Below are 17,030 nucleotides of genomic sequence, written 5' to 3'. Positions count from 1 at the left end.
CCGCTACCGCCCATGCTACAGCGCCCTGCGCCGCCGCCAGGGGCGCAGAGTCCTGGTCAGATCCGGTGCTGGGTGGGGTCTGACCCTTCCATCCATCAGCCGATGGTCATCAGGCTCGCGTTGCCCCCGGCGGCTGCGGTGTTCACGCTCACCGAGCGCTCGTGCACCAGGCGCTCCAGGGGAACGTCGGTGGCACCTGTCGGCAGGCCCGTCACACCGACGATGGGGCCAGGGCGCTGCGCTACCGCCTGGCAGACTGCGCGCAGCGCGTCGGCGTCGCCATGGTGCAGCACCGCGTCGAACCACACGCTTTCGGCCTGCCATTGGGCGACCAGCGACACATGTTCCTGCACGGCTTCAGGCAGTTGCTGGTGCAGGGCCTCGCATTCCGCGGGCCACAGGGCCTGTCCGCCCGCCGCCAGTACCGCTGCCAGCTGGGTCAGGCGGTCGGCATCGCTGGAGGCCAGGCACAGCACCCGTGCACGCGGCAGGATGCTGTAGGTGTTGCTTTCGCCCGTGGGGCCGGGCAGGGCCTGGGTGATGTGGGCGGGCGACAGGCGGGCCATGCGTTCGCAAGCGCTCGCGCATGCGGTGTGGCGCTGGCTGGCCCAGGCCTGCAATGCCATGAGTGCCGTGGGCGCGTGCCCCTGCGGCTGCTCGCCGCGCAGGGACAGGGCCAGTGCGCCCGCAGGATGGCGCGAGAGCATGCGCAGCAGGTACAGCGGGCCTCCGGCCTTGGGGCCGGTGCCCGACAGGCCTTCTCCGCCAAAAGGTTGCACGCCCACCACAGCGCCCACCATGTTGCGGTTCACGTAGATGTTCCCGGCATGGGCCAGCGCCAGCACTTGTGCGATGGTTTCGTCAATGCGGGTGTGCAGGCCCAGCGTAAGCCCATAGCCGGTGGCGGCAATCTGCTGCATCAGGCGCGCCAGGTCCTTGCGGGCGTAGCGCACTACGTGCAGCACGGGGCCGAACACTTCTCGCTGCAGTTGGGTCAGGCTGTCGATTTCGATCAGTGTGGGGGGCACGAAGGTGCCGGCATCCGAGGGCCGGTGTTCGTCCGCCTGGAAAACCCGGTTGCCCTTGGTGCGCAGGGCTTCGATGTGGGCCAGGATGCCTACCTGCGCTTCGCGGTCGATCACCGGCCCCACGTCCACGCGCAGGGCGTCGGGCCTGCCCAGGCGCAGTTCGGCCATGGCGCCCTGGAGCATGGCCACGATGCGGTCGGCCGCTTCCTCCTGCACGCACAGCACACGCAGGGCCGAGCAGCGCTGGCCTGCGCTGTCAAAGGCCGAGGCCACGGCATCGCCCACCACCTGTTCGGCCAGCGCGGACGAGTCCACCACCATGGCGTTCTGTCCGCCGGTTTCGGCGATCAGCGTGACCGGGTTGCCGCGTGCGTCCAGCCGTCCGGCCAGCGTGCGCTGCAGAATGCGCGCCACTTCCGTGGAGCCAGTGAACACCACGCCCATGGTGCGTGCATCGCCCACCAGGCGTGCGCCCACGGTCTCGCCCTGGCCGGGCAGCAGCTGTACGGCGGCCCGGGGCACGCCTGCCTGCCACAAGGCGCGCACGGCTTGCGCGGCGATCAGCGGTGTCTGTTCGGCGGGCTTGGCAAGCACCGTGTTGCCTGCGGCCAGAGCCGCAGCCACCTGACCCACAAAAATGGCCAGCGGAAAATTCCATGGGCTGATGCAGACCACCGGGCCCAGGGGGAGGTGGGTGTCGTTGTGGAAGTCGGCCTTCACCTGTGCGGCGTAGTAGCGCAGGAAGTCCACGGCTTCGCGCACCTCGGCCACGCCGTTGGCGCAGGTCTTGCCTGCCTCGCGCATCAGCAGGCCCAGGAGCTGCGGCATCTGCGCTTCGAGCAGGTCGGCGGCGCGCAGCAGGGCGTTGGCACGCTCCGCCGGGGCAGTGGCTGCCCAGGGGGCAGCCGCCTCGCTGGCCCAGGCCAGGGCCTGGTCCACCTCGGCCAGCGTGGCTTCCTGCACCTGGCCGACCACATCCTGGTGGTCTGCTGGGTTGCGCACCGGCTGGGTGGTGCCGGGGGCGGTGTCTTGGGCCAGCAGCGGCCCGGCGTGCCAGGCCTGCAGCGCGCTTTGGCGCAAGGTGGTGGACAGGTCGGTCAGCACCTGCTCATTGGCCAGATCCAGCCCTTGCGAGTTGTTGCGCTCCGAGCCATACAGCCGCACCGGCAGCGGAATGCGTGGGTGGGGCAGGCCGGCGACACCCTCCATCTGGGCCGCTTGCAGCACGGCAGCCACCGGGTTTTGCACCAGGTCTTCCAATGCCACAGCGGGGTCGGCAATGCGGTTGACGAAGGACGTATTGGCGCCGTTTTCCAGCAGGCGGCGCACCAAATAGGCCAGCAGGGTTTCGTGCGTGCCCACGGGGGCGTAGATGCGGCAGGGGCGGCCCAGCTTGCCTGCGGTGACGGCGCCCACCACCTGCTCGTACAGCGGCTCGCCCATGCCGTGCAGGCACTGGAACTCGTACTGGCCCGCGTAGTAGTTGTGGCCCGCCATGTGGTAGATGGCCGCCAGCGTGTGTGCGTTGTGCGTGGCAAATTGGGGGTAGATGGCTTCGGGTGCGGCCAGCAGCTTGCGCGCGCAGGCGAGGTAGGACACGTCGGTATGCACCTTGCGCGTGTACACGGGGTAGTCGGCCAGGCCATCGACCTGGGCGCGCTTGATCTCGCTGTCCCAGTACGCGCCCTTGACCAGGCGCACCATGAGGCGGCGCTGCGTGCGGCGGGCCAGGTCCACGCAGAAGTCGATGACGAAGGGGCAGCGCTTCTGGTAGGCCTGGATCACGAAGCCAATGCCGTTCCAGCCCTGCAGGCTGGGTGCGTGGCACATGCGTTCGAGCAGGTCGAGCGAGGTCTCCAGGCGCTCGGTCTCTTCGGCGTCGATGTTCAGGCCGATGTCGTACTGGCGCGCCAGCTCGGCCAGGCGCAGCACGCGCGGGAACAGCTCGTCCATCACGCGCTGCCATTGGGCGCGGCTGTAGCGTGGGTGCAGGGCCGACAGCTTGATGGAGATGCCGGGCCCTTCGTAAATGCCGCGCCCGTTGGATGCCTTGCCGATGGCGTGGATGGCCTGTTCGTAGGACTGGTAGTAGCGCGCGGCGTCTTCGCTGGTGAGCGCGGCCTCGCCCAGCATGTCGTAGGAGTAGCGGAAGCCTTCGGCTTCCATGGTGCGGGCGTTGGACAGCGCATCGGCAATGGTCTCGCCGGTCACGAACTGCTCGCCCATCATGCGCATGGCCATGTCCACGCCCTTGCGGATCAGCGGCTCGCCGCCTTTGCCAATGAGCCGCCCCAGCGATGCCGAGAGGCTGCCCTCGCTGTGCGTGGCCGTGAGCTTGCCGGTCAGCAGCAGGCCCCAGGTGGCAGCGTTGACGAAGAGCGAGGGGCTCTTGCCCAGGTGGTGTTCCCACTGCCCGTTGCTGATCTTGTCGCGGATCAATGCGTCGCGCGTGGCGGCGTCGGGGATGCGCAGCAGGGCTTCGGCCAGGCACATCAGCGCCACCCCTTCTTGCGAGGAGAGGGCAAATTCCTGCAGCAGCCCCTGCACGATGCCGGCGCGGCCTGCCGAGGCCTTGCGCTGGCGCAGTGTGCCCGCGATGCGCAGGGCCAGTGCGTGGGTGGCCTGGTCCTTGTCCTGCGGAAGGCGGGCCTGTTCCAGCAGAGGGGCCAGGGCCACGGGTTCGGGCACGCGGGTGGCGGCAGTGATGGCGGCGCGCAGCGGGCTCGTGTCGGCTGGGCGGGGGGCGAAGGCGGCAAAGGCTGTGGTCATGGCGGTGGTGGGGATGTGGTGGGTCCAGGCACCTGTGGCCCGGAATGTGCGCATCATCCTTCGAAGAAGGATGAATTAATATCCAAATACTTGCATTGAAAACAAATAATTCACTACCAATGGAAAGACACCCCGATGATCTGGACCGTATCGACCGCAAGATTCTGGCGATCCTGCAGGAAGACGGTCGCATATCGAACCTCAAGCTCGCCGAGAGCGTGGCGCTCTCACCCACGGCCGTGCTGGCGCGCGTGCAGCGCCTGACGCGCGAGGACTACATCGTGGGCTACGAGGCGCGGCTCAATCCGCTCAAGCTTGGCGCCGGGATGCTGGTGTTTGTGGAAGTGCTCCTCGACCGCACCACGCCCAATGTGTTCGAGCAGTTCAAGGCCGCAGTGCAGGTGCGCCCCGAGATCATGGAATGCCACATGGTGGCGGGCGGCTTTGACTACCTGCTCAAGACGCGCACGGCCGACATGAATGCCTACCGCGAATTTGCGGGCGCTGTGCTGTGGCAACTGCCGGGTGTGCGTGAGACGCGAACCTATGCGGTGATGGAGGAAGTCAAGCACAGCACCCGCTTGCCGCTGTGAGGGCTTGCCTGGCCAGTGTGGCCCGGCATAATCGCGCCAGACTAAGTTCTAAGCAAACCGAGGAGAAGAACCATGCGCGCGTTCCGTTGTGCTGCCCTGGCCCTGTGCGGGGTGCTGGGTGCCCAGCAGGCACTGGCCACCTGCTATGTGGTCTATGGCCCGGATGACCAGGTGCTGTACCGTTCGACGGAGCCGCCGGTCGATCTGTCCTTGCCACTGCACCAGACCCTGCCCAAGGTGGCGCCGGGCGGAAAGTTGGTGTTCTCGCTGGACAACTACGGTTGCGATGCCGAAGTCAACCGCCTGACCCCCAAAATGGCCTTGCCCGCGCCAACCCAACCCCCCATCCCCAAAGCCAGCCCCGACCCGCAAGGCTGAGACAATCGGGGGCATGAGCGAATCCAAAGACCAATCCCCCGATACCCCCTCGGGCCTGAGCGCGGCCCCCGAACTCCCTGACGGCCATTTGCTGGTGCAGGCCCTGGACCTGGATGCCCAGGGCGTGGCCCGCAAGCCTGATGGCAAGGTGGTGTTCATTGATGGCGCATTGCCCACCGAGGTGGTCAGCGCCAACACCCACCGCAAGAAGAACAACTGGGAACAGGCCAGCCTGACGGCCATCCACCGCGAATCGTCCCAGCGTGTGCGGCCTGCCTGCCCGCACTTCGGCCTACACGCCGGAGCCTGTGGCGGCTGCAAGATGCAGCACCTGGACATGGCGGCGCAGGTTGCCGTCAAACAGCGTGTGCTGGAGGACAACCTGTGGCACCTGGGCAAGGTGCGGGCCGAAACCCTGCTGCGCCCCATCGAAGGGCCTTCCTGGGGCTACCGCTACCGTGCCCGCCTGTCGGTGCGCCACGTGCTCAAGAAGGGCGTGGTGCTGGTGGGCTTTCACGAGCGCAAGAGCCGCTACATCGCCGACATGCAGACCTGCAAGATCCTGCCGCCGCATGTCGATGCCCTGCTCATGCCGCTGCGGGCGCTGATTGCCCGCATGGATGCGCGCGACACCTGCCCGCAGATCGAGCTGGCGTGTGGCGACACCGTCACCGCCCTGGTGCTGCGCCACCTGGAGCCCCTGTCCGAGGCAGACAAGCAGCAGCTGCGCGCCTTTGCCCAGGCCCATGGCGTGCAATGGTGGCTCCAGCCCAAGGGGCCGGACACGGTGCATTTGCTCGACGAAGCCGTGGAACCCTTGGCTTACGCGCTGCCCGACTTTGGCATCACCATGCCGTTTCGGCCCACCGATTTCACGCAGGTCAACCCGCACATCAACCGCGTGCTGGTCTCGCGTGCGCTGCGCCTGCTGGAGGTGCGGTCCCACGAGCGCGTTATCGACTGGTTTTGCGGCCTGGGCAACTTCACGCTGCCGCTGGCCACCCAGGCGCGCGAGGTGCTGGGCATTGAAGGCAGCGAGACCTTGGTCGCCCGCTCGCGTGAAAACTATGAGAAAAACAAGGCTCTAGCGCCCGCCCATAAAGCGCTGGTAGCTACAAAATTTGTAGCGCGCAACCTGTTTGAGATGACGCCAGAGATGCTGGTGGCCGACGGCCAGGCGGACAAATGGCTGGTCGATCCGCCGCGCGAGGGTGCGTTTGCCCTGTCCAAGGCGCTGGCCGACATCGAACAGGCGCGGCGTGGGGCCGAAGGTGCACCCGTGCTGCCGGCCGCCGCGCAGCACTGGACGCCGCCGCAGCGCATCGTCTATGTGAGCTGCAACCCCGCGACGCTGGCGCGCGATGCGGGCCTGCTGGTACACCAGGCGGGCTACCGCTGCACGGCGGCGGGGGTGGTCAACATGTTCCCGCACACGGCACACGTTGAAAGCATGGCCGTTTTTGAGCGCGGGTGATTACTTCTCGGCGCTGGCTTCGCGTTTTTCCGCGGCCGCGGGCTTGGATGCGGCGGGGGCAATGACCGAAGGGCTGCCTTCGATCTTGTTCTCGCGCATGTACTGGTCCATTTCCTTCCAGCCCGCAAAGATGGCGGACTTGCTGGCCTTGGGGTTCAGCGCGTAGCAGTCCTCCGGGCCGCGCAGGGCATGGCGGCATGCGCCGCCGATGGCCTTGGCTTCTTCCTCGCGCTGGGCAATGCGTGGGTCCGGCCCCATGCCGGGAATGGCGGCCAACTGGTCGCATCCGGCCAGCAACAGGGCCAGGGCGGTGGCAGAGAGAGCGCGAAGACGCATGTCGGAAGGGCTTTCAGCGGGGTTCTGCCCCCATTATCGGCAGCCGCGCCCTGGGTTTGAGGGTTGTGGGCACGCGCCGGGCACAAAAAAGGCCCCGGGTCGGGGCCTTGGCGCGGGGCGGGCGGCGTTTATTCGCGTTCGCCACCCATGATGCCCAGCAGAGCCAGCAGGCTCTGGAACACGTTGAACAGGTCCAGGTACAGCGCCAGCGTGGCGCTGATGTAGTTGGTTTCGCCGCCATCCATGATCTGCTTCAGGTCGTACAGCATGTAGGCGCTGAAGATGCCGATGGCTGCGACCGAGATGGCCATCATGCCCGCCGACGAACCCACGAACACGTTGATGATGGAGCCGACCATCAGCACCATGGCGCCCACGAACAGCCACTTGCCCATGCCCGAGAGGTCGCGCTTGATGACCGTGGCCAGGCTGGCCATGACAAAGAACACGCCTGCCGTGCCGGCGAAAGCCGTCATGATGAGATCGGAGCCGTTCTTGAAGCCCAGCACCATGCCGATCAGGCGCGAGAGCATCAGGCCCATGAAGAAGGTAAAGCCCAGCAGCACCGGCACACCAGCGGCCGAGTGCTTGGTCTTCTCGATGGCGTACATGAAGCCGAAGGCGCCGCCGAGGAACACGATCAGCCCCAGGCCGCCGCGCAGCGCTTGGGTGATGCCCGTGGCCACGCCAATCCAGGCGCCCAGCACGGTGGGCAACAGGCTCAGCGCCAGCAGCCAGTAGGTGTTGCGCAGCACCTTGTGGCGCTGCTCCTGCGAAATGCCGTAGCCATAGTCCGCAGAGGGGAGGGTGGTGACCCGTTCGTTCATCGTTGCTCTCCTGAGTGACCTGCACAGCGCAGGTGGGCGCATTGTAGAGGCGTGGGTGCCAGGGGCCTGTTTTGCTGGCATGCAATACCCCGTTTTCGGTCAAGGTTCTTTTGACCGGCAGGCAGGTGACGTGGATGCGCGCCCTGGCTATGCTGGCCGCTCACCCGTTCCCGGCCCTCGCGGTCGATTTCACCCTGGCCCACAAGGCTTTGCACACCATGAAGACCATCTCCACCCTTGAATTGGCAGACATCAAGACAATCGCTGCGGCGGCGGAGGCCGAAGCCCTGCGGAACCAGTGGGCCGTGACCATCGCGATTGTCGATGCCGGAGGCCACCTGCTGTGGTTGCAGCGCCTGGATGGCGCGGCGCCTGTCTCTGCACACATTGCACCCGCCAAGGCGCGCACGGCGGCGCTGGGGCGGCGCGAGAGCAAGGTGTACGAAGACATCATCAACAATGGCCGCACCGCCTTCCTGAGCGCGCCCGAGATCGATGGCTTGTTGGAGGGCGGTGTGCCCATCCTGCAGGGCGGCCAGTGTCTGGGCGCCGTGGGTGTGAGTGGTGTGAAGTCCACCGAAGATGCGCAGATCGCCAAGGCTGGAATCGCAGCCTTGGGGCTTTGAATGCTATAAAAGCAATAGCTATCTGCGCTTGTAAATAGGGCGCTGGAGGCCGATTTGAGCAAGAAAAAACCGGCAGATGCCGGTTTTTTTGTGATTGAAGGCGGGAAAAAAAGCCTGGCTACGCGGGGTTGAACCGTTGGCTGGCTAAAACGACCCTTGGGGACCGGGGAGCCGGTCCGGGAGTCGCCCCACGATGAAACTATTTGGTCAAGATCAGCTTGCCCAGACGGGTGGCCTGCAGGCGATACAGCGTGCCGTTGTGCTGGATGGTGACGGCCTTGTGTCCGCGCAGCAGGCTGTGGCTGTCCACGGCGGGCAGGTTGGGCGCATCAGACATGGTTTCCGGGGCTGCGGGCAGGATGCCTTGGGTGAGCGCAGAGGGACGGGGCATGGCGGCTTGCATGGTGGAGGGTCTGAAAAGCAGTTTGATGAAGTAATGATAACGATTCGCAATTACTTGTCTAGTGCCTTGCGGAGTTCCTTTGCAAAGCCTGGGGTTATTGCTGCGGATCGGTCACAAAACCAATCTTGCGCAGGCCCGCGCGCTGGGCGCTGGCCATGGCCACTGCGACGCGCTCGTAGCGCACTTCGCGGTCGCCGCGGATGTGCAGGTCGGGCTGGGGCTCCTTGGCGGCTTCGGCCTGCATCATGGAGGACAGCTCGGTTTCTCCCACTTCCTGGCCGTTCCAGAAGTAGCGGCCGTCGGCGGTCACGCTCAGGCGGATGGTTTCGGGCTTCACCTCTTCGGGTTGGTTGGCTGCGCGTGGCAGGTCCACCTGCACCGAGTGCTTCATCACCGGCACGGTGATGATGAAGATGATGAGCAGCACCAACATCACGTCCACCAAGGGCGTCATGTTGATTTCGTTCATGACGTCGTCTGCGTCATCCTGGGTACCAAAGGCCATGGTCAGTTCCCTTTCTTGAGCGGGCGAACGTTGCCAGGCTCGTTGGATGCTCCGACGCGGGCGCCCGTGACGAAATAGGCGTGCAGGTCGTGCGCAAAGCTGTTGAGGCGGGTGAGGATGTGCTTGTTGCCGCGCACCAGTGCGTTGTAGCCCAGTACGGCCGGGATGGCCACGGCCAGACCGAGCGCGGTCATGATCAGCGCTTCGCCGATCGGGCCCGCCACTTTGTCGATGGTCGATTGGCCCGACATGCCAATGGCGAGGAGTGCATGGTAGATGCCCCACACGGTGCCAAACAGGCCGATGAAGGGGGCAGTGGAACCCACCGAGGCCAGGATGGCCAAGCCCGCCTGAAGCCGGGCAGTAAAGCCATCGATGTAGTTGCGCATGCACCCGGTGACCCAGTCGCTCACATCCAGGCTGTCGTGCAACTGGGCTTTGGTGTTGCGGTGGTGAGCCGTGGCTTCACGGCCTTCGATGGCCAGTTGGCGGAACGGGTTGCTGGGGTCATTGCCCAGGCGGTTGAGTCCGTCGGCCAGGTCGTCGCTGTGCCAGAAAGTGGTGACGGCCTGGGCGTATTTCTTGAAGCGCACGATGTCCAGCGCCTTGATGAGGATGACGATCCAGGAAGCCAGGGACATGCCAAGCAAGAGCACCGCGACGGCGCGGGTCACAAAGTCGCCCTGAATCCAGACGTTGGCAATGCCGAATTGCGTATCCATGAAAACTCCTGAGGTTTATTCGAGAACAAAATTGATGGGGACGAGGTACCACATGGCTTCGGGAACGCCGTTGCGTTTGCCGGGTACGAACTTCCAGCGGGAGACCGTTTCCTGGGCCTGCCGGTCAAGCCGTTCGAAACCGCTGGAGCGGTTCAGTTCGATCTTTTGGGGCAGCCCATCTGTCCCAATGAACACCCGCAGCACCACCTTGCCTTGCTCTCCCATGCGTTTGCTGATGGCGGGGTAGGTGGGCGCCGGGTTTTGCAGATAGGCAGCGTTGCTGGAAGGCAACTCGATGCGCGGTGGCGCAGGGGGGGCTTCGGGTGCGGTCACGGGTGCTGCCGTGACCGGTGCGTTGCTCGGTGCCGCGGGCTCGGCCGATACCATGGGTGCGTTGTCCGAAGGAGGGGCGTTGGTCACGGGCAGCGGTGCGGGCGCGGGGCGCGGCGTGGGGGTGCGCACGGTTTTGGGTTGCGGCTTGGGGGGGGTGGGCAACGGGGGGGGAGGTTCTGGCGCGACCACCGGGGCTGGAGGGGTCACGAACTCGGACAGCAACACGGCGGGAACGATCACCTCTACTGCGCGCCGCAGCAAACCTGTGTGGAGAGCCCACAGCGCCACCACATGCAGCAGCACTACGCCGATGGCGATCAGGGCGTTGCGTCCCAGGCCGGAGGGGGGCGCTTCTTCGTATGTCATGGTCATTGAGAGTAGAGACAAAGGCTCATGTGGGGCGTATGAGGCACAGCCGCCCAGAGCTGAAAATTGGGCCCGGTGCAGCTAGCGGCGAAAGGTCCACACGGAACCTGCCACCACCAGCAAAAGACAGACAGCAAGTGTGGATACGGGCTCCATGGTCTCAGCCGGCGCAAGCACATGCCCGCTGGGCATGGGCATCATTGTGCACTGCCGCGAGGGGGGCACTTGCGTGGCATTGGCTCACCAGCTCTCGCGCACAACCTTCGCAGTTGCCGCATTGGGTGGCAACGCCCAATTCCAGTTGGATCTCGTCAAATCCCATGCCTGCCCGGGCGAAGCGGGTAATCTCGCGGTCGGAAATCCGATGGCAGACGCAGACGATCATGGTGAGACAGGGCCGGGTTGCTGATGTATTGATTATAAATACGAATTGATCGCATTACTAGTCATGTGGATGTATCCAATAAAAAACCGTCCAGGGTGGACGGTTTTTTTGGGGCGCTCGCTGGGCGTCAGAACTTCATGCTCGCGGTGATCTGGAACAAACGACCGGCGCCAGGAATGTAGTGACCGGGGTACAGCGCATCGGCGTACAGCTTGTTGGTCACGTTGGTGAGGTTGGCCTTGAGGCTGTAGCGGTCGTTGATGGCGTACTCGGCCATCAGGTCGGCGGTCACGTAGCCAGGCGCCGACCACCCAGGGTTGCGAATGGGTGTTTGCGAACTGCGGAAATTCAGACCGCCGCCCACGCGCAACTGTGGCGTGATCTGGTAGGTGGTCCAGATCGTACCGCTGTGGCGCGGTGTGAGCGATGGACGTGTGCCTTGGCCTTCGGCGCCTTCGGCACCTCGGTCGATTTTTGCGTCCGGCATCCACATGTAGGAACCATAGACTTCCCACTTGGGCGTCAGGCGACCGGTAATGTCGATTTCTGCCCCCGCCACATGGCGCTTGCCCGACAGCACGGCGATGTTCAGGTCGGGGTCGGTGTTGCGCTCGTGGAGCTTGGCCGCATGGAACACCGCAAGACGGGTGGTGAAGCGCTTGTCGGCAGAGTCGATTTTTGCGCCGATTTCGATGTTGCGGCTCGACTCAGGCGGCGTGTTGACCGTCGCTGCGCTGTATGAATAGGTGTCCCCTGAAGTGTTGAACGAGGTGCCATAAGAGAAGTGGTACGACTGCAGGGGCGTGGGCTGGTACAGCACGCCAAAGCGTTTGCTCCATTCGGAAATCTTCTGTCGATAAGCGGTGGTGGTGACCGGCCCTGGTGCAGCGTTCGGGATGGCGTACGAGTTGTAGTCGCCGTCCATGCTGTCGTAGCGCAGGCCACCCAGCAGCTTCCAGTGGGGCGCTACCTGCACAAGGTCTTGCGCATAGATGCCCCAGCCCTTGGCCTCAAAGTCGCTGGTGGTGCGCAGCACGCGGCTGCGTTCATCCACCCACGCGCCATCGTTGGGCGTGCCGACCGTCGTGGTGGGCTTGTTGATGGTCACGCCGCCCTGGGCGGCACTGCGAGCGCCATACACTTTCTTTTTTTCATGTGCAAAGTCGAAGCCCGCCAGCAGTTCGTGGCGTACGCCCAGTGCCTGGAACTTGTCACTGAAGTCGCTCTGCAGGTGCACGGTGTCCATGTCCTGGATTTTCAGGTGGTTCCCCCGCGTGAGACGGGTGGCGGGACCGAAGTTCGCCAGGCTTGCGGCCACGCCGCCAGGCTGCTGTGCTGCGGCGGCCAGGCGAATGGCGCCTGCGCGCTGGTCGCGCTCGAACTGGCCTGCACGCACTTGCGTCTTGAGTTCGGCGCTGCCTTCAAACCGGTGCACATGGGACAGGGTCACCATGCTGGCGCTGCCATCGTTGTAGTCGCTCTTCGCGCCGTAGTAGTTGGCAGGATCCAGCGGCAACAGCGTGGTGTCGGCCACGCCAGCGTTGGCTGTGGGCCGAATCCAGGGCATGCCGTAGTTCATGCCGTTGTTGTTGTCCAGGTGGTACAGGCTGACGGCGAACTCGTCGCGCGTGCCGATACCCCAGGCGTAGGTGCCTGCAATGCCGTTCTTGTCCAGGCTGCTGCCCGCGCCGTTGTTGTTGGCCTTGGTGGCCATGGCATTGATGCGCAAAGCGGCGTTTTCGCCGGTGTGCCAGTTGAAGTCGCCAGTGACACGGCGGTACGCGTGGTTGCCCAGCGTCAGGTCCACCTGGTGGGTGTCGATCAGTCGCGGTGCCTTGCTCACCTGGTTGACGGCGCCGCCGGTCGATCCACGCCCAAACAGCATGGAGGCGGAGCCGCGCAGCACTTCCATGCGATCCAGATTGAAGGTATCGCGCTCGTAGAACGCTGGGTCGCGCATGCCGTCGATGAACATGTCGCCCGTGCTTTGCAGGGCAAAGCCGCGCAGGCGAATGTCTTCTTCGCCGCCTTCCGCTGCCAGGAAGGTGATGCCTGCGGTGTTTTTCAGTGCTTCCTTGACGGTGTCGAGGTTGCGATCATCGATCAGGCGTTCGGTCACCACGGTGACCGACTGCGGGATGTCGCGCAACTGCTGCTTGCCCTTGCCGATGGTGGTCTCGGTGGCGCGCACACTGTCTTTGCCTTCGGCGGCCTCGGCGCGTTCACGCACCGTGACCGGGGCCAGGCTGCGGTCTGCGTCGGCGGATTGGGCTTGCACGTCCAGGGACGCCGCCAGCATCAGAATGGCCAGCGGCAGCAATCGCAGTGGCGAGGGGGGTGTGAGAGAAAACTGCTGCGCGCTCGGGTTGCGCTGCACGGGGGGGTATGCCAATCGGGCCTCCATGGGTAAGAGCAATGCACATGGCTGCAGGCGATTGAACGCATGCAGTGAAAGAGGCGAGAGGGCAATGGCTGGCGCGGAGGTTTGGCTATGCAGGAACTCGCAAGAGAATGTTAAGCCAAACGAGATTGGTTAGCATTCAAATTGATGCGGCTCAAGGGGCATATTGTTGCTTGTGGCCAACAAAAAAGCCGACAGAGCCGGCTTCTTCTCGGAGGGGCCGTCCTTACTGGACGTGCTTGCCAATCAGGCCCGCCATTTCAAACATGGACACCTGATCCTTGCCGAAAATGGGCTTGAGCTTGGCGTCGGCGTTGATCATGCGCTTGTTGGCGCTGTCCTGCAGCTTCTGGGCCTTGATGTAAACCCACAGCTTGCTGATGATCTCGGTGCGAGGCAGCGGGCTGGCACCCACCACGGCGGCCAGCGCAGGGCTGGGGGTGAGCGCCTTCATGAATGCTGCGTTGGGGGTGCGCTTCTTGGCGGGAGCAGCGGTCTTGGCTGCGGCGCTCTTGGCCGGGGCTTTCTTAGCAGTTGCCATTTTCGGATTTTCCTTATGGGGATTGGTCAATAGCGCCAGCGAAAACCTGCATGTCCACTGGCAGGTCGATGCTAACGGCAAAAAAACGGCTTTCCAAGCGAGCGGGATGTTTTTTTGCTTCGGCTTGTTGCTGTGGCGCCAAGCTCTGGCGCCAAGGTCTGGCGGCAAAGTCTGCGGTGTGGCGCGTTCGCAGCGGCGTCCTGTGGGGTAAGTCTGCCGCGGCGCAAGGGGTTCAGTGGCAGGCAGCCTGGTTGTTGACGATGCGATGCAGTGCCTCGGGACTCAGTATCCGCACGTGACGCTGCTTCACTTCCACAATGCCGTCGTCCACGAACTTGGAGAAGGTGCGGCTCACCGTCTCCAGCTTGAGGCCGAGATAGCTTCCGATTTCCTCTCGGGTCATGCGCAAAATCAGCTCGGATTGCGAGAATCCGCGTGCATGCAGTCGCTGCACCAAGTTGAGCAAGAAAGCCGCCAACCGTTCCTCTGCCCGCATGCTGCCCAGGAGCAACATCACCCCGTGCTCACGCACAATTTCGCGGCTCATGATTTTGTGCACATGGTGCTGCAGCGCATTCACCTCGCGGGAGAGTTCTTCGATGCGCTCGAAGGGCATGACGCACACTTCGGCATCTTCCAGTGCCACGGCGTCGCAGGTATGGTGGTCGTTGACGATGCCGTCCAGACCAATGATCTCGCCAGCCATCTGGAAGCCGGTGACCTGGTCGCGCCCATCTTCAGTCGCGACACAGGTCTTGAAGAACCCCGTGCGTATGGCAAACAGCGAGGTGAAGGCTTCACCGTTGCGGAACAAGGTGCTGCCGCGCTTGATTTTCCGACGCACGGCCACCACGTCGTCAATACGTCGCAGTTGCTCATCGGAGAGAGCCAGCGGCATGCAAAGCTCACGCAGATTGCAATTGGAGCAGGCAACCTTGATGGTCTGCGGTGTCATATGCAGGGGTGTCTGTGAATCCTCGCATGCCGATCCTTCCGTTTCGGAATCAGGTAACGAACGGACGATGGGTATGCGGGCGGGGTGTGACATAGGTCAAATTATGACCTATCCGCTTGGTGATGATCCAATCCTGCACTCGGATGTCGGATGCTTGACGGGAATCAAGGGTCGCAAGGGCAATCTGGTGCACATTAAGCACGCTAGCCAGGAATAACAATGACAATTGTCACCCCCGAACTGCTGACCCGCTACGACGTTTCCGGTCCGCGCTACACCTCTTACCCCACTGCCGATCGCTTCGTGGATGCGTTTGGAGAGCAGGACTACGTGCTTGCCCTTGGGCAGCGCCGCCAAAGTCCGGTGGGCAAGGCGTTGCCGCTGTCGATCTATGTGCACATTCCGTTCTGTGAATCGCTGTGCTACTACTGTGCTTGCAACAAGATCATCACCAAGCACCACGACCGTGCCGATGTGTACCTGCGCTACCTCCAGCGCGAGATCGATCTCCATACCGCCCATTGCGGTGTGGGCCAGATGGTCAGCCAGATTCATTTTGGCGGAGGGACGCCGACCTTTCTATCCGATGCAGGCCTGCGTGACCTGATGGGGATGCTGCGCAGCAGCTTCACGCTGGTGCCGGGGGGGGAGTACTCGATTGAGGTCGATCCCCGTACCGTGGATGCGGATCGCCTGGCGCTGCTGGCGGAACTCGGATTCAACCGTCTGAGCTTTGGCGTACAGGACTTTGATCCCGAGGTGCAGAAGGCCGTGCACCGCATCCAGCCAGCAGAACAGGTGTTTTCCTTGGTGGAGTCTGCGCGCAGCATCGGCTTCGACTCCGTCAATGTGGATCTGATTTACGGTCTGCCCAAGCAGACGCCGGAGTCCTTTGACCGCACATTGGCCCAGGTGGCCGAATTGCGGCCTGACCGCATCGCCCTCTATGCCTATGCCCACCTGCCCGAGCGCTTCAAGGCGCAGCGGCGCATCGTGTGGGCTGACCTGCCCATGGCGTCGTCCAAGGTGTCCATGCTGGCACGCTCGCTCGAAGCCTTCAGCACCGCGGGCTATGTGTATGTGGGCATGGACCACTTTGCACTGCCCGAGGACGCGCTGGCCGTGGCCAAGCGCCAGGGAAGGCTGCATCGCAACTTCCAGGGTTACAGCACGCAGCCGGACTGCGACCTGATCGGTCTGGGCGTATCCGCCATCGGCCGTGTGGGTGCTACCTACAGTCAGAATGCCAAGACACTGGAAGACTATTACGACCTGCTCAACCAGGGTCGTCTGCCTGTGGTGCGTGGTCTGGCGCTCACGCGCGATGATCTGGTGCGCCGCGCCGTCATCATGGCCATCATGTGCCAGGGCGAACTGCTGTTTGAGCCGCTGGAGCAGGCCTGGCTGATCAATGTGCGGGACTATTTTGCGTCGGAGCTGGAGCAGCTCAAGGAACTGGAGCAGCAGGGCCTTGTTATGGTCAGCAACGAGGGCTTGGAGGTCACGGCCATGGGTTGGTACTTCGTGCGTGCCATTGCCATGGTGTTTGACAGGTATCTGCAGGCCGACAAGAACCGCGCACGGTTTTCGCGGATCATCTAACTTTCCTCGCGGAATACGCCACCTGCATGCTTTCCTCACTGGCCTGGACCGCACTCATCATGGGGCTTGCGGGTGGGTCGCACTGCCTTGTCATGTGTGCCGCCCCTTGCAGCGCGGTGGTGTCGGGCGGCGGGGGGGGCGCCCAAGAGGCTGAACAACCCGTCCATTGGGCGAACCGTGCCGTGCCTTGGCGCAGGTTGTCCGCCTACCATGCAGGGCGCATCCTCGGATACAGCTTGGTGGGCGCGCTGGCTGCTGTGGCCATGCAGAGTCTGGCATGGCTGACACAGCAGGCGTCTGCGCTGCGTCCCGTATGGACTTTTTTTCATGTGGCCGTGCTGGCATGGGGCGTCTTGCTGTTGCTCCAGGCGCGTCAGCCTGTCTGGGTGGAGCGTGCAGGGCGCTCGGTGTGGCGGCGGGTTCAACCACTCGTTCAGTCACACACAGGTGTGTTCATGGCAGGCATGCTCTGGTCATTGATGCCATGTGGCTTGCTGTATTCGGCATTGCTGGTCGCCGCATTGACGGGGGGCGCACTGCAAGGTGCGTTGGCGATGGCCTTTTTCGCTCTGGGTAGCGGGTTATGGTTGTTGCTGGCCCCCTGGCTTTGGTTGCAGGTGCGCGTCCGCGTCAATGCCTGGCGAACCGATTGGGGCACGCGACTGGCCGGATTACTGCTCAGCGGCGTGGCGGTTTGGGCCCTGTGGCACGATTTGATCTATCGCCCATCACTGATCTGCGATTAGATACAAATGTTGCTATATTGCAGCAATTGGTCTGCCAAGC

General features: G+C 63.8%; 17 protein-coding genes. 6 read left to right on the top strand and 11 right to left on the bottom strand.

What is annotated here, in order from left to right; genetic code table 11:
• Nucleotides 1-95: 95 nt before the first annotated feature.
• Nucleotides 96-3,797, bottom strand: coding sequence for a trifunctional transcriptional regulator/proline dehydrogenase/L-glutamate gamma-semialdehyde dehydrogenase (gene putA / locus MJ602_RS05830; RefSeq protein ID WP_243020106.1), 3,702 nt, complete (start codon nt 3,795-3,797; stop codon nt 96-98).
• Nucleotides 3,798-3,916: 119 nt separating this feature from the next.
• Between putA and MJ602_RS05825 the strand changes: the two genes are divergently transcribed.
• The 3 genes from MJ602_RS05825 (at nt 3,917) to rlmD (ending at nt 6,242) form a co-directional block, all read left to right on the top strand.
• A complete protein-coding gene (locus MJ602_RS05825; RefSeq protein ID WP_243019941.1) occupies nt 3,917-4,390 on the top strand; it encodes an Lrp/AsnC ligand binding domain-containing protein in 474 nt (157 codons plus the stop codon).
• A 72-nt stretch (nt 4,391-4,462) separates the two neighbouring features.
• Nucleotides 4,463-4,768: a hypothetical protein gene (locus tag MJ602_RS05820; RefSeq protein ID WP_243019940.1), complete on the top strand. Its 306-nt coding sequence runs from the start codon at nt 4,463-4,465 to the stop codon at nt 4,766-4,768.
• A 13-nt stretch (nt 4,769-4,781) separates the two neighbouring features.
• On the top strand, nt 4,782-6,242 hold the full coding sequence (rlmD, locus tag MJ602_RS05815; protein WP_243019939.1) for a 23S rRNA (uracil(1939)-C(5))-methyltransferase RlmD: 1,461 nt from the start codon (nt 4,782-4,784) through the stop codon (nt 6,240-6,242).
• On the opposite strand, the gene MJ602_RS05810 is transcribed toward rlmD, so the two are convergent.
• Together MJ602_RS05810 and MJ602_RS05805 are read right to left on the bottom strand one after the other, a co-directional pair.
• A complete protein-coding gene (locus MJ602_RS05810) occupies nt 6,243-6,578 on the bottom strand; it encodes a hypothetical protein (RefSeq protein WP_162015615.1) in 336 nt (111 codons plus the stop codon). It lies immediately after the preceding gene.
• A gap of 128 nt (nt 6,579-6,706) precedes the next feature.
• A complete protein-coding gene (locus tag MJ602_RS05805; protein WP_243019938.1) occupies nt 6,707-7,405 on the bottom strand; it encodes a Bax inhibitor-1/YccA family protein in 699 nt (232 codons plus the stop codon).
• Between the two features lie 218 nt (nt 7,406-7,623).
• Between MJ602_RS05805 and MJ602_RS05800 the strand changes: the two genes are divergently transcribed.
• Nucleotides 7,624-8,031 (top strand): GlcG/HbpS family heme-binding protein, encoded by a 408-nt coding sequence (locus tag MJ602_RS05800; protein WP_162018019.1) that lies wholly within the window; start codon nt 7,624-7,626, stop codon nt 8,029-8,031.
• Between the two features lie 199 nt (nt 8,032-8,230).
• On the opposite strand, the gene hemP is transcribed toward MJ602_RS05800, so the two are convergent.
• From hemP to fnr, 8 genes are all read right to left on the bottom strand, one after another.
• The gene (hemP, locus tag MJ602_RS05795) at nt 8,231-8,368 is read right to left on the bottom strand and encodes a hemin uptake protein HemP (RefSeq protein WP_243020105.1); all 138 of its coding nucleotides are present in this window, start codon (nt 8,366-8,368) and stop codon (nt 8,231-8,233) included.
• 160 nt (nt 8,369-8,528) lie between these two features.
• Nucleotides 8,529-8,939, bottom strand: a complete 411-nt coding sequence (locus MJ602_RS05790) for an ExbD/TolR family protein (RefSeq protein ID WP_162015618.1) — start codon at nt 8,937-8,939, stop codon at nt 8,529-8,531.
• 2 nt (nt 8,940-8,941) lie between these two features.
• Nucleotides 8,942-9,661, bottom strand: coding sequence for a MotA/TolQ/ExbB proton channel family protein (locus tag MJ602_RS05785; RefSeq protein ID WP_162015619.1), 720 nt, complete (start codon nt 9,659-9,661; stop codon nt 8,942-8,944).
• A gap of 15 nt (nt 9,662-9,676) precedes the next feature.
• Nucleotides 9,677-10,366, bottom strand: a complete 690-nt coding sequence (locus tag MJ602_RS05780; RefSeq protein WP_423246689.1) for an energy transducer TonB — start codon at nt 10,364-10,366, stop codon at nt 9,677-9,679.
• 154 nt (nt 10,367-10,520) lie between these two features.
• Nucleotides 10,521-10,745 (bottom strand): (2Fe-2S)-binding protein, encoded by a 225-nt coding sequence (locus MJ602_RS05775; RefSeq protein ID WP_243019937.1) that lies wholly within the window; start codon nt 10,743-10,745, stop codon nt 10,521-10,523.
• 127 nt (nt 10,746-10,872) lie between these two features.
• Nucleotides 10,873-13,044 carry a TonB-dependent receptor gene (locus MJ602_RS05770; protein WP_243020103.1) on the bottom strand — a complete coding sequence of 724 codons (2,172 nt, stop codon included), beginning with the start codon at nt 13,042-13,044 and terminating at the stop codon, nt 10,873-10,875.
• Between the two features lie 328 nt (nt 13,045-13,372).
• Nucleotides 13,373-13,687 carry an SWIB/MDM2 domain-containing protein gene (locus tag MJ602_RS05765; protein ID WP_162015623.1) on the bottom strand — a complete coding sequence of 105 codons (315 nt, stop codon included), beginning with the start codon at nt 13,685-13,687 and terminating at the stop codon, nt 13,373-13,375.
• A gap of 232 nt (nt 13,688-13,919) precedes the next feature.
• Nucleotides 13,920-14,642: a fumarate/nitrate reduction transcriptional regulator Fnr gene (gene fnr, locus MJ602_RS05760; protein WP_162015624.1), complete on the bottom strand. Its 723-nt coding sequence runs from the start codon at nt 14,640-14,642 to the stop codon at nt 13,920-13,922.
• Between the two features lie 219 nt (nt 14,643-14,861).
• On the opposite strand from fnr, the gene hemN reads away from it, so the two are divergent.
• Complete coding sequence (gene hemN / locus MJ602_RS05755) at nt 14,862-16,244, top strand: oxygen-independent coproporphyrinogen III oxidase (protein ID WP_162015625.1); 1,383 nt, start codon at nt 14,862-14,864, stop codon at nt 16,242-16,244.
• A 26-nt stretch (nt 16,245-16,270) separates the two neighbouring features.
• Nucleotides 16,271-16,990 (top strand): sulfite exporter TauE/SafE family protein, encoded by a 720-nt coding sequence (locus tag MJ602_RS05750; RefSeq protein ID WP_243019936.1) that lies wholly within the window; start codon nt 16,271-16,273, stop codon nt 16,988-16,990.
• Nucleotides 16,991-17,030: the final 40 nt, after the last annotated feature.

Origin of the sequence: Simplicispira sedimenti (assembly GCF_022760965.1) — a bacterium.
Lineage (GTDB): Bacteria > Pseudomonadota > Gammaproteobacteria > Burkholderiales > Burkholderiaceae_C > Simplicispira > Simplicispira sedimenti.
Note: the sequence above shows the minus strand (reverse complement) of the source record. Positions and strands in the feature narration are given on the sequence as shown.

Coding starts and splice junctions, on each gene's coding strand:
- putA (WP_243020106.1), bottom strand. CDS start 3,797: ATGACCACAGCCTTTGCCGCCTTCGCCCCCCGCCCAGCCGACACGAGC.
- MJ602_RS05825 (WP_243019941.1), top strand. CDS start 3,917: ATGGAAAGACACCCCGATGATCTGGACCGTATCGACCGCAAGATTCTG.
- MJ602_RS05820 (WP_243019940.1), top strand. CDS start 4,463: ATGCGCGCGTTCCGTTGTGCTGCCCTGGCCCTGTGCGGGGTGCTGGGT.
- rlmD (WP_243019939.1), top strand. CDS start 4,782: ATGAGCGAATCCAAAGACCAATCCCCCGATACCCCCTCGGGCCTGAGC.
- MJ602_RS05810 (WP_162015615.1), bottom strand. CDS start 6,578: ATGCGTCTTCGCGCTCTCTCTGCCACCGCCCTGGCCCTGTTGCTGGCC.
- MJ602_RS05805 (WP_243019938.1), bottom strand. CDS start 7,405: ATGAACGAACGGGTCACCACCCTCCCCTCTGCGGACTATGGCTACGGC.
- MJ602_RS05800 (WP_162018019.1), top strand. CDS start 7,624: ATGAAGACCATCTCCACCCTTGAATTGGCAGACATCAAGACAATCGCT.
- hemP (WP_243020105.1), bottom strand. CDS start 8,368: ATGTCTGATGCGCCCAACCTGCCCGCCGTGGACAGCCACAGCCTGCTG.
- MJ602_RS05790 (WP_162015618.1), bottom strand. CDS start 8,939: ATGGCCTTTGGTACCCAGGATGACGCAGACGACGTCATGAACGAAATC.
- MJ602_RS05785 (WP_162015619.1), bottom strand. CDS start 9,661: ATGGATACGCAATTCGGCATTGCCAACGTCTGGATTCAGGGCGACTTT.
- MJ602_RS05780 (WP_423246689.1), bottom strand. CDS start 10,366: ATGACCATGACATACGAAGAAGCGCCCCCCTCCGGCCTGGGACGCAAC.
- MJ602_RS05775 (WP_243019937.1), bottom strand. CDS start 10,745: ATGATCGTCTGCGTCTGCCATCGGATTTCCGACCGCGAGATTACCCGC.
- MJ602_RS05770 (WP_243020103.1), bottom strand. CDS start 13,044: ATGCTGGCGGCGTCCCTGGACGTGCAAGCCCAATCCGCCGACGCAGAC.
- MJ602_RS05765 (WP_162015623.1), bottom strand. CDS start 13,687: ATGGCAACTGCTAAGAAAGCCCCGGCCAAGAGCGCCGCAGCCAAGACC.
- fnr (WP_162015624.1), bottom strand. CDS start 14,642: ATGACACCGCAGACCATCAAGGTTGCCTGCTCCAATTGCAATCTGCGT.
- hemN (WP_162015625.1), top strand. CDS start 14,862: ATGACAATTGTCACCCCCGAACTGCTGACCCGCTACGACGTTTCCGGT.
- MJ602_RS05750 (WP_243019936.1), top strand. CDS start 16,271: ATGCTTTCCTCACTGGCCTGGACCGCACTCATCATGGGGCTTGCGGGT.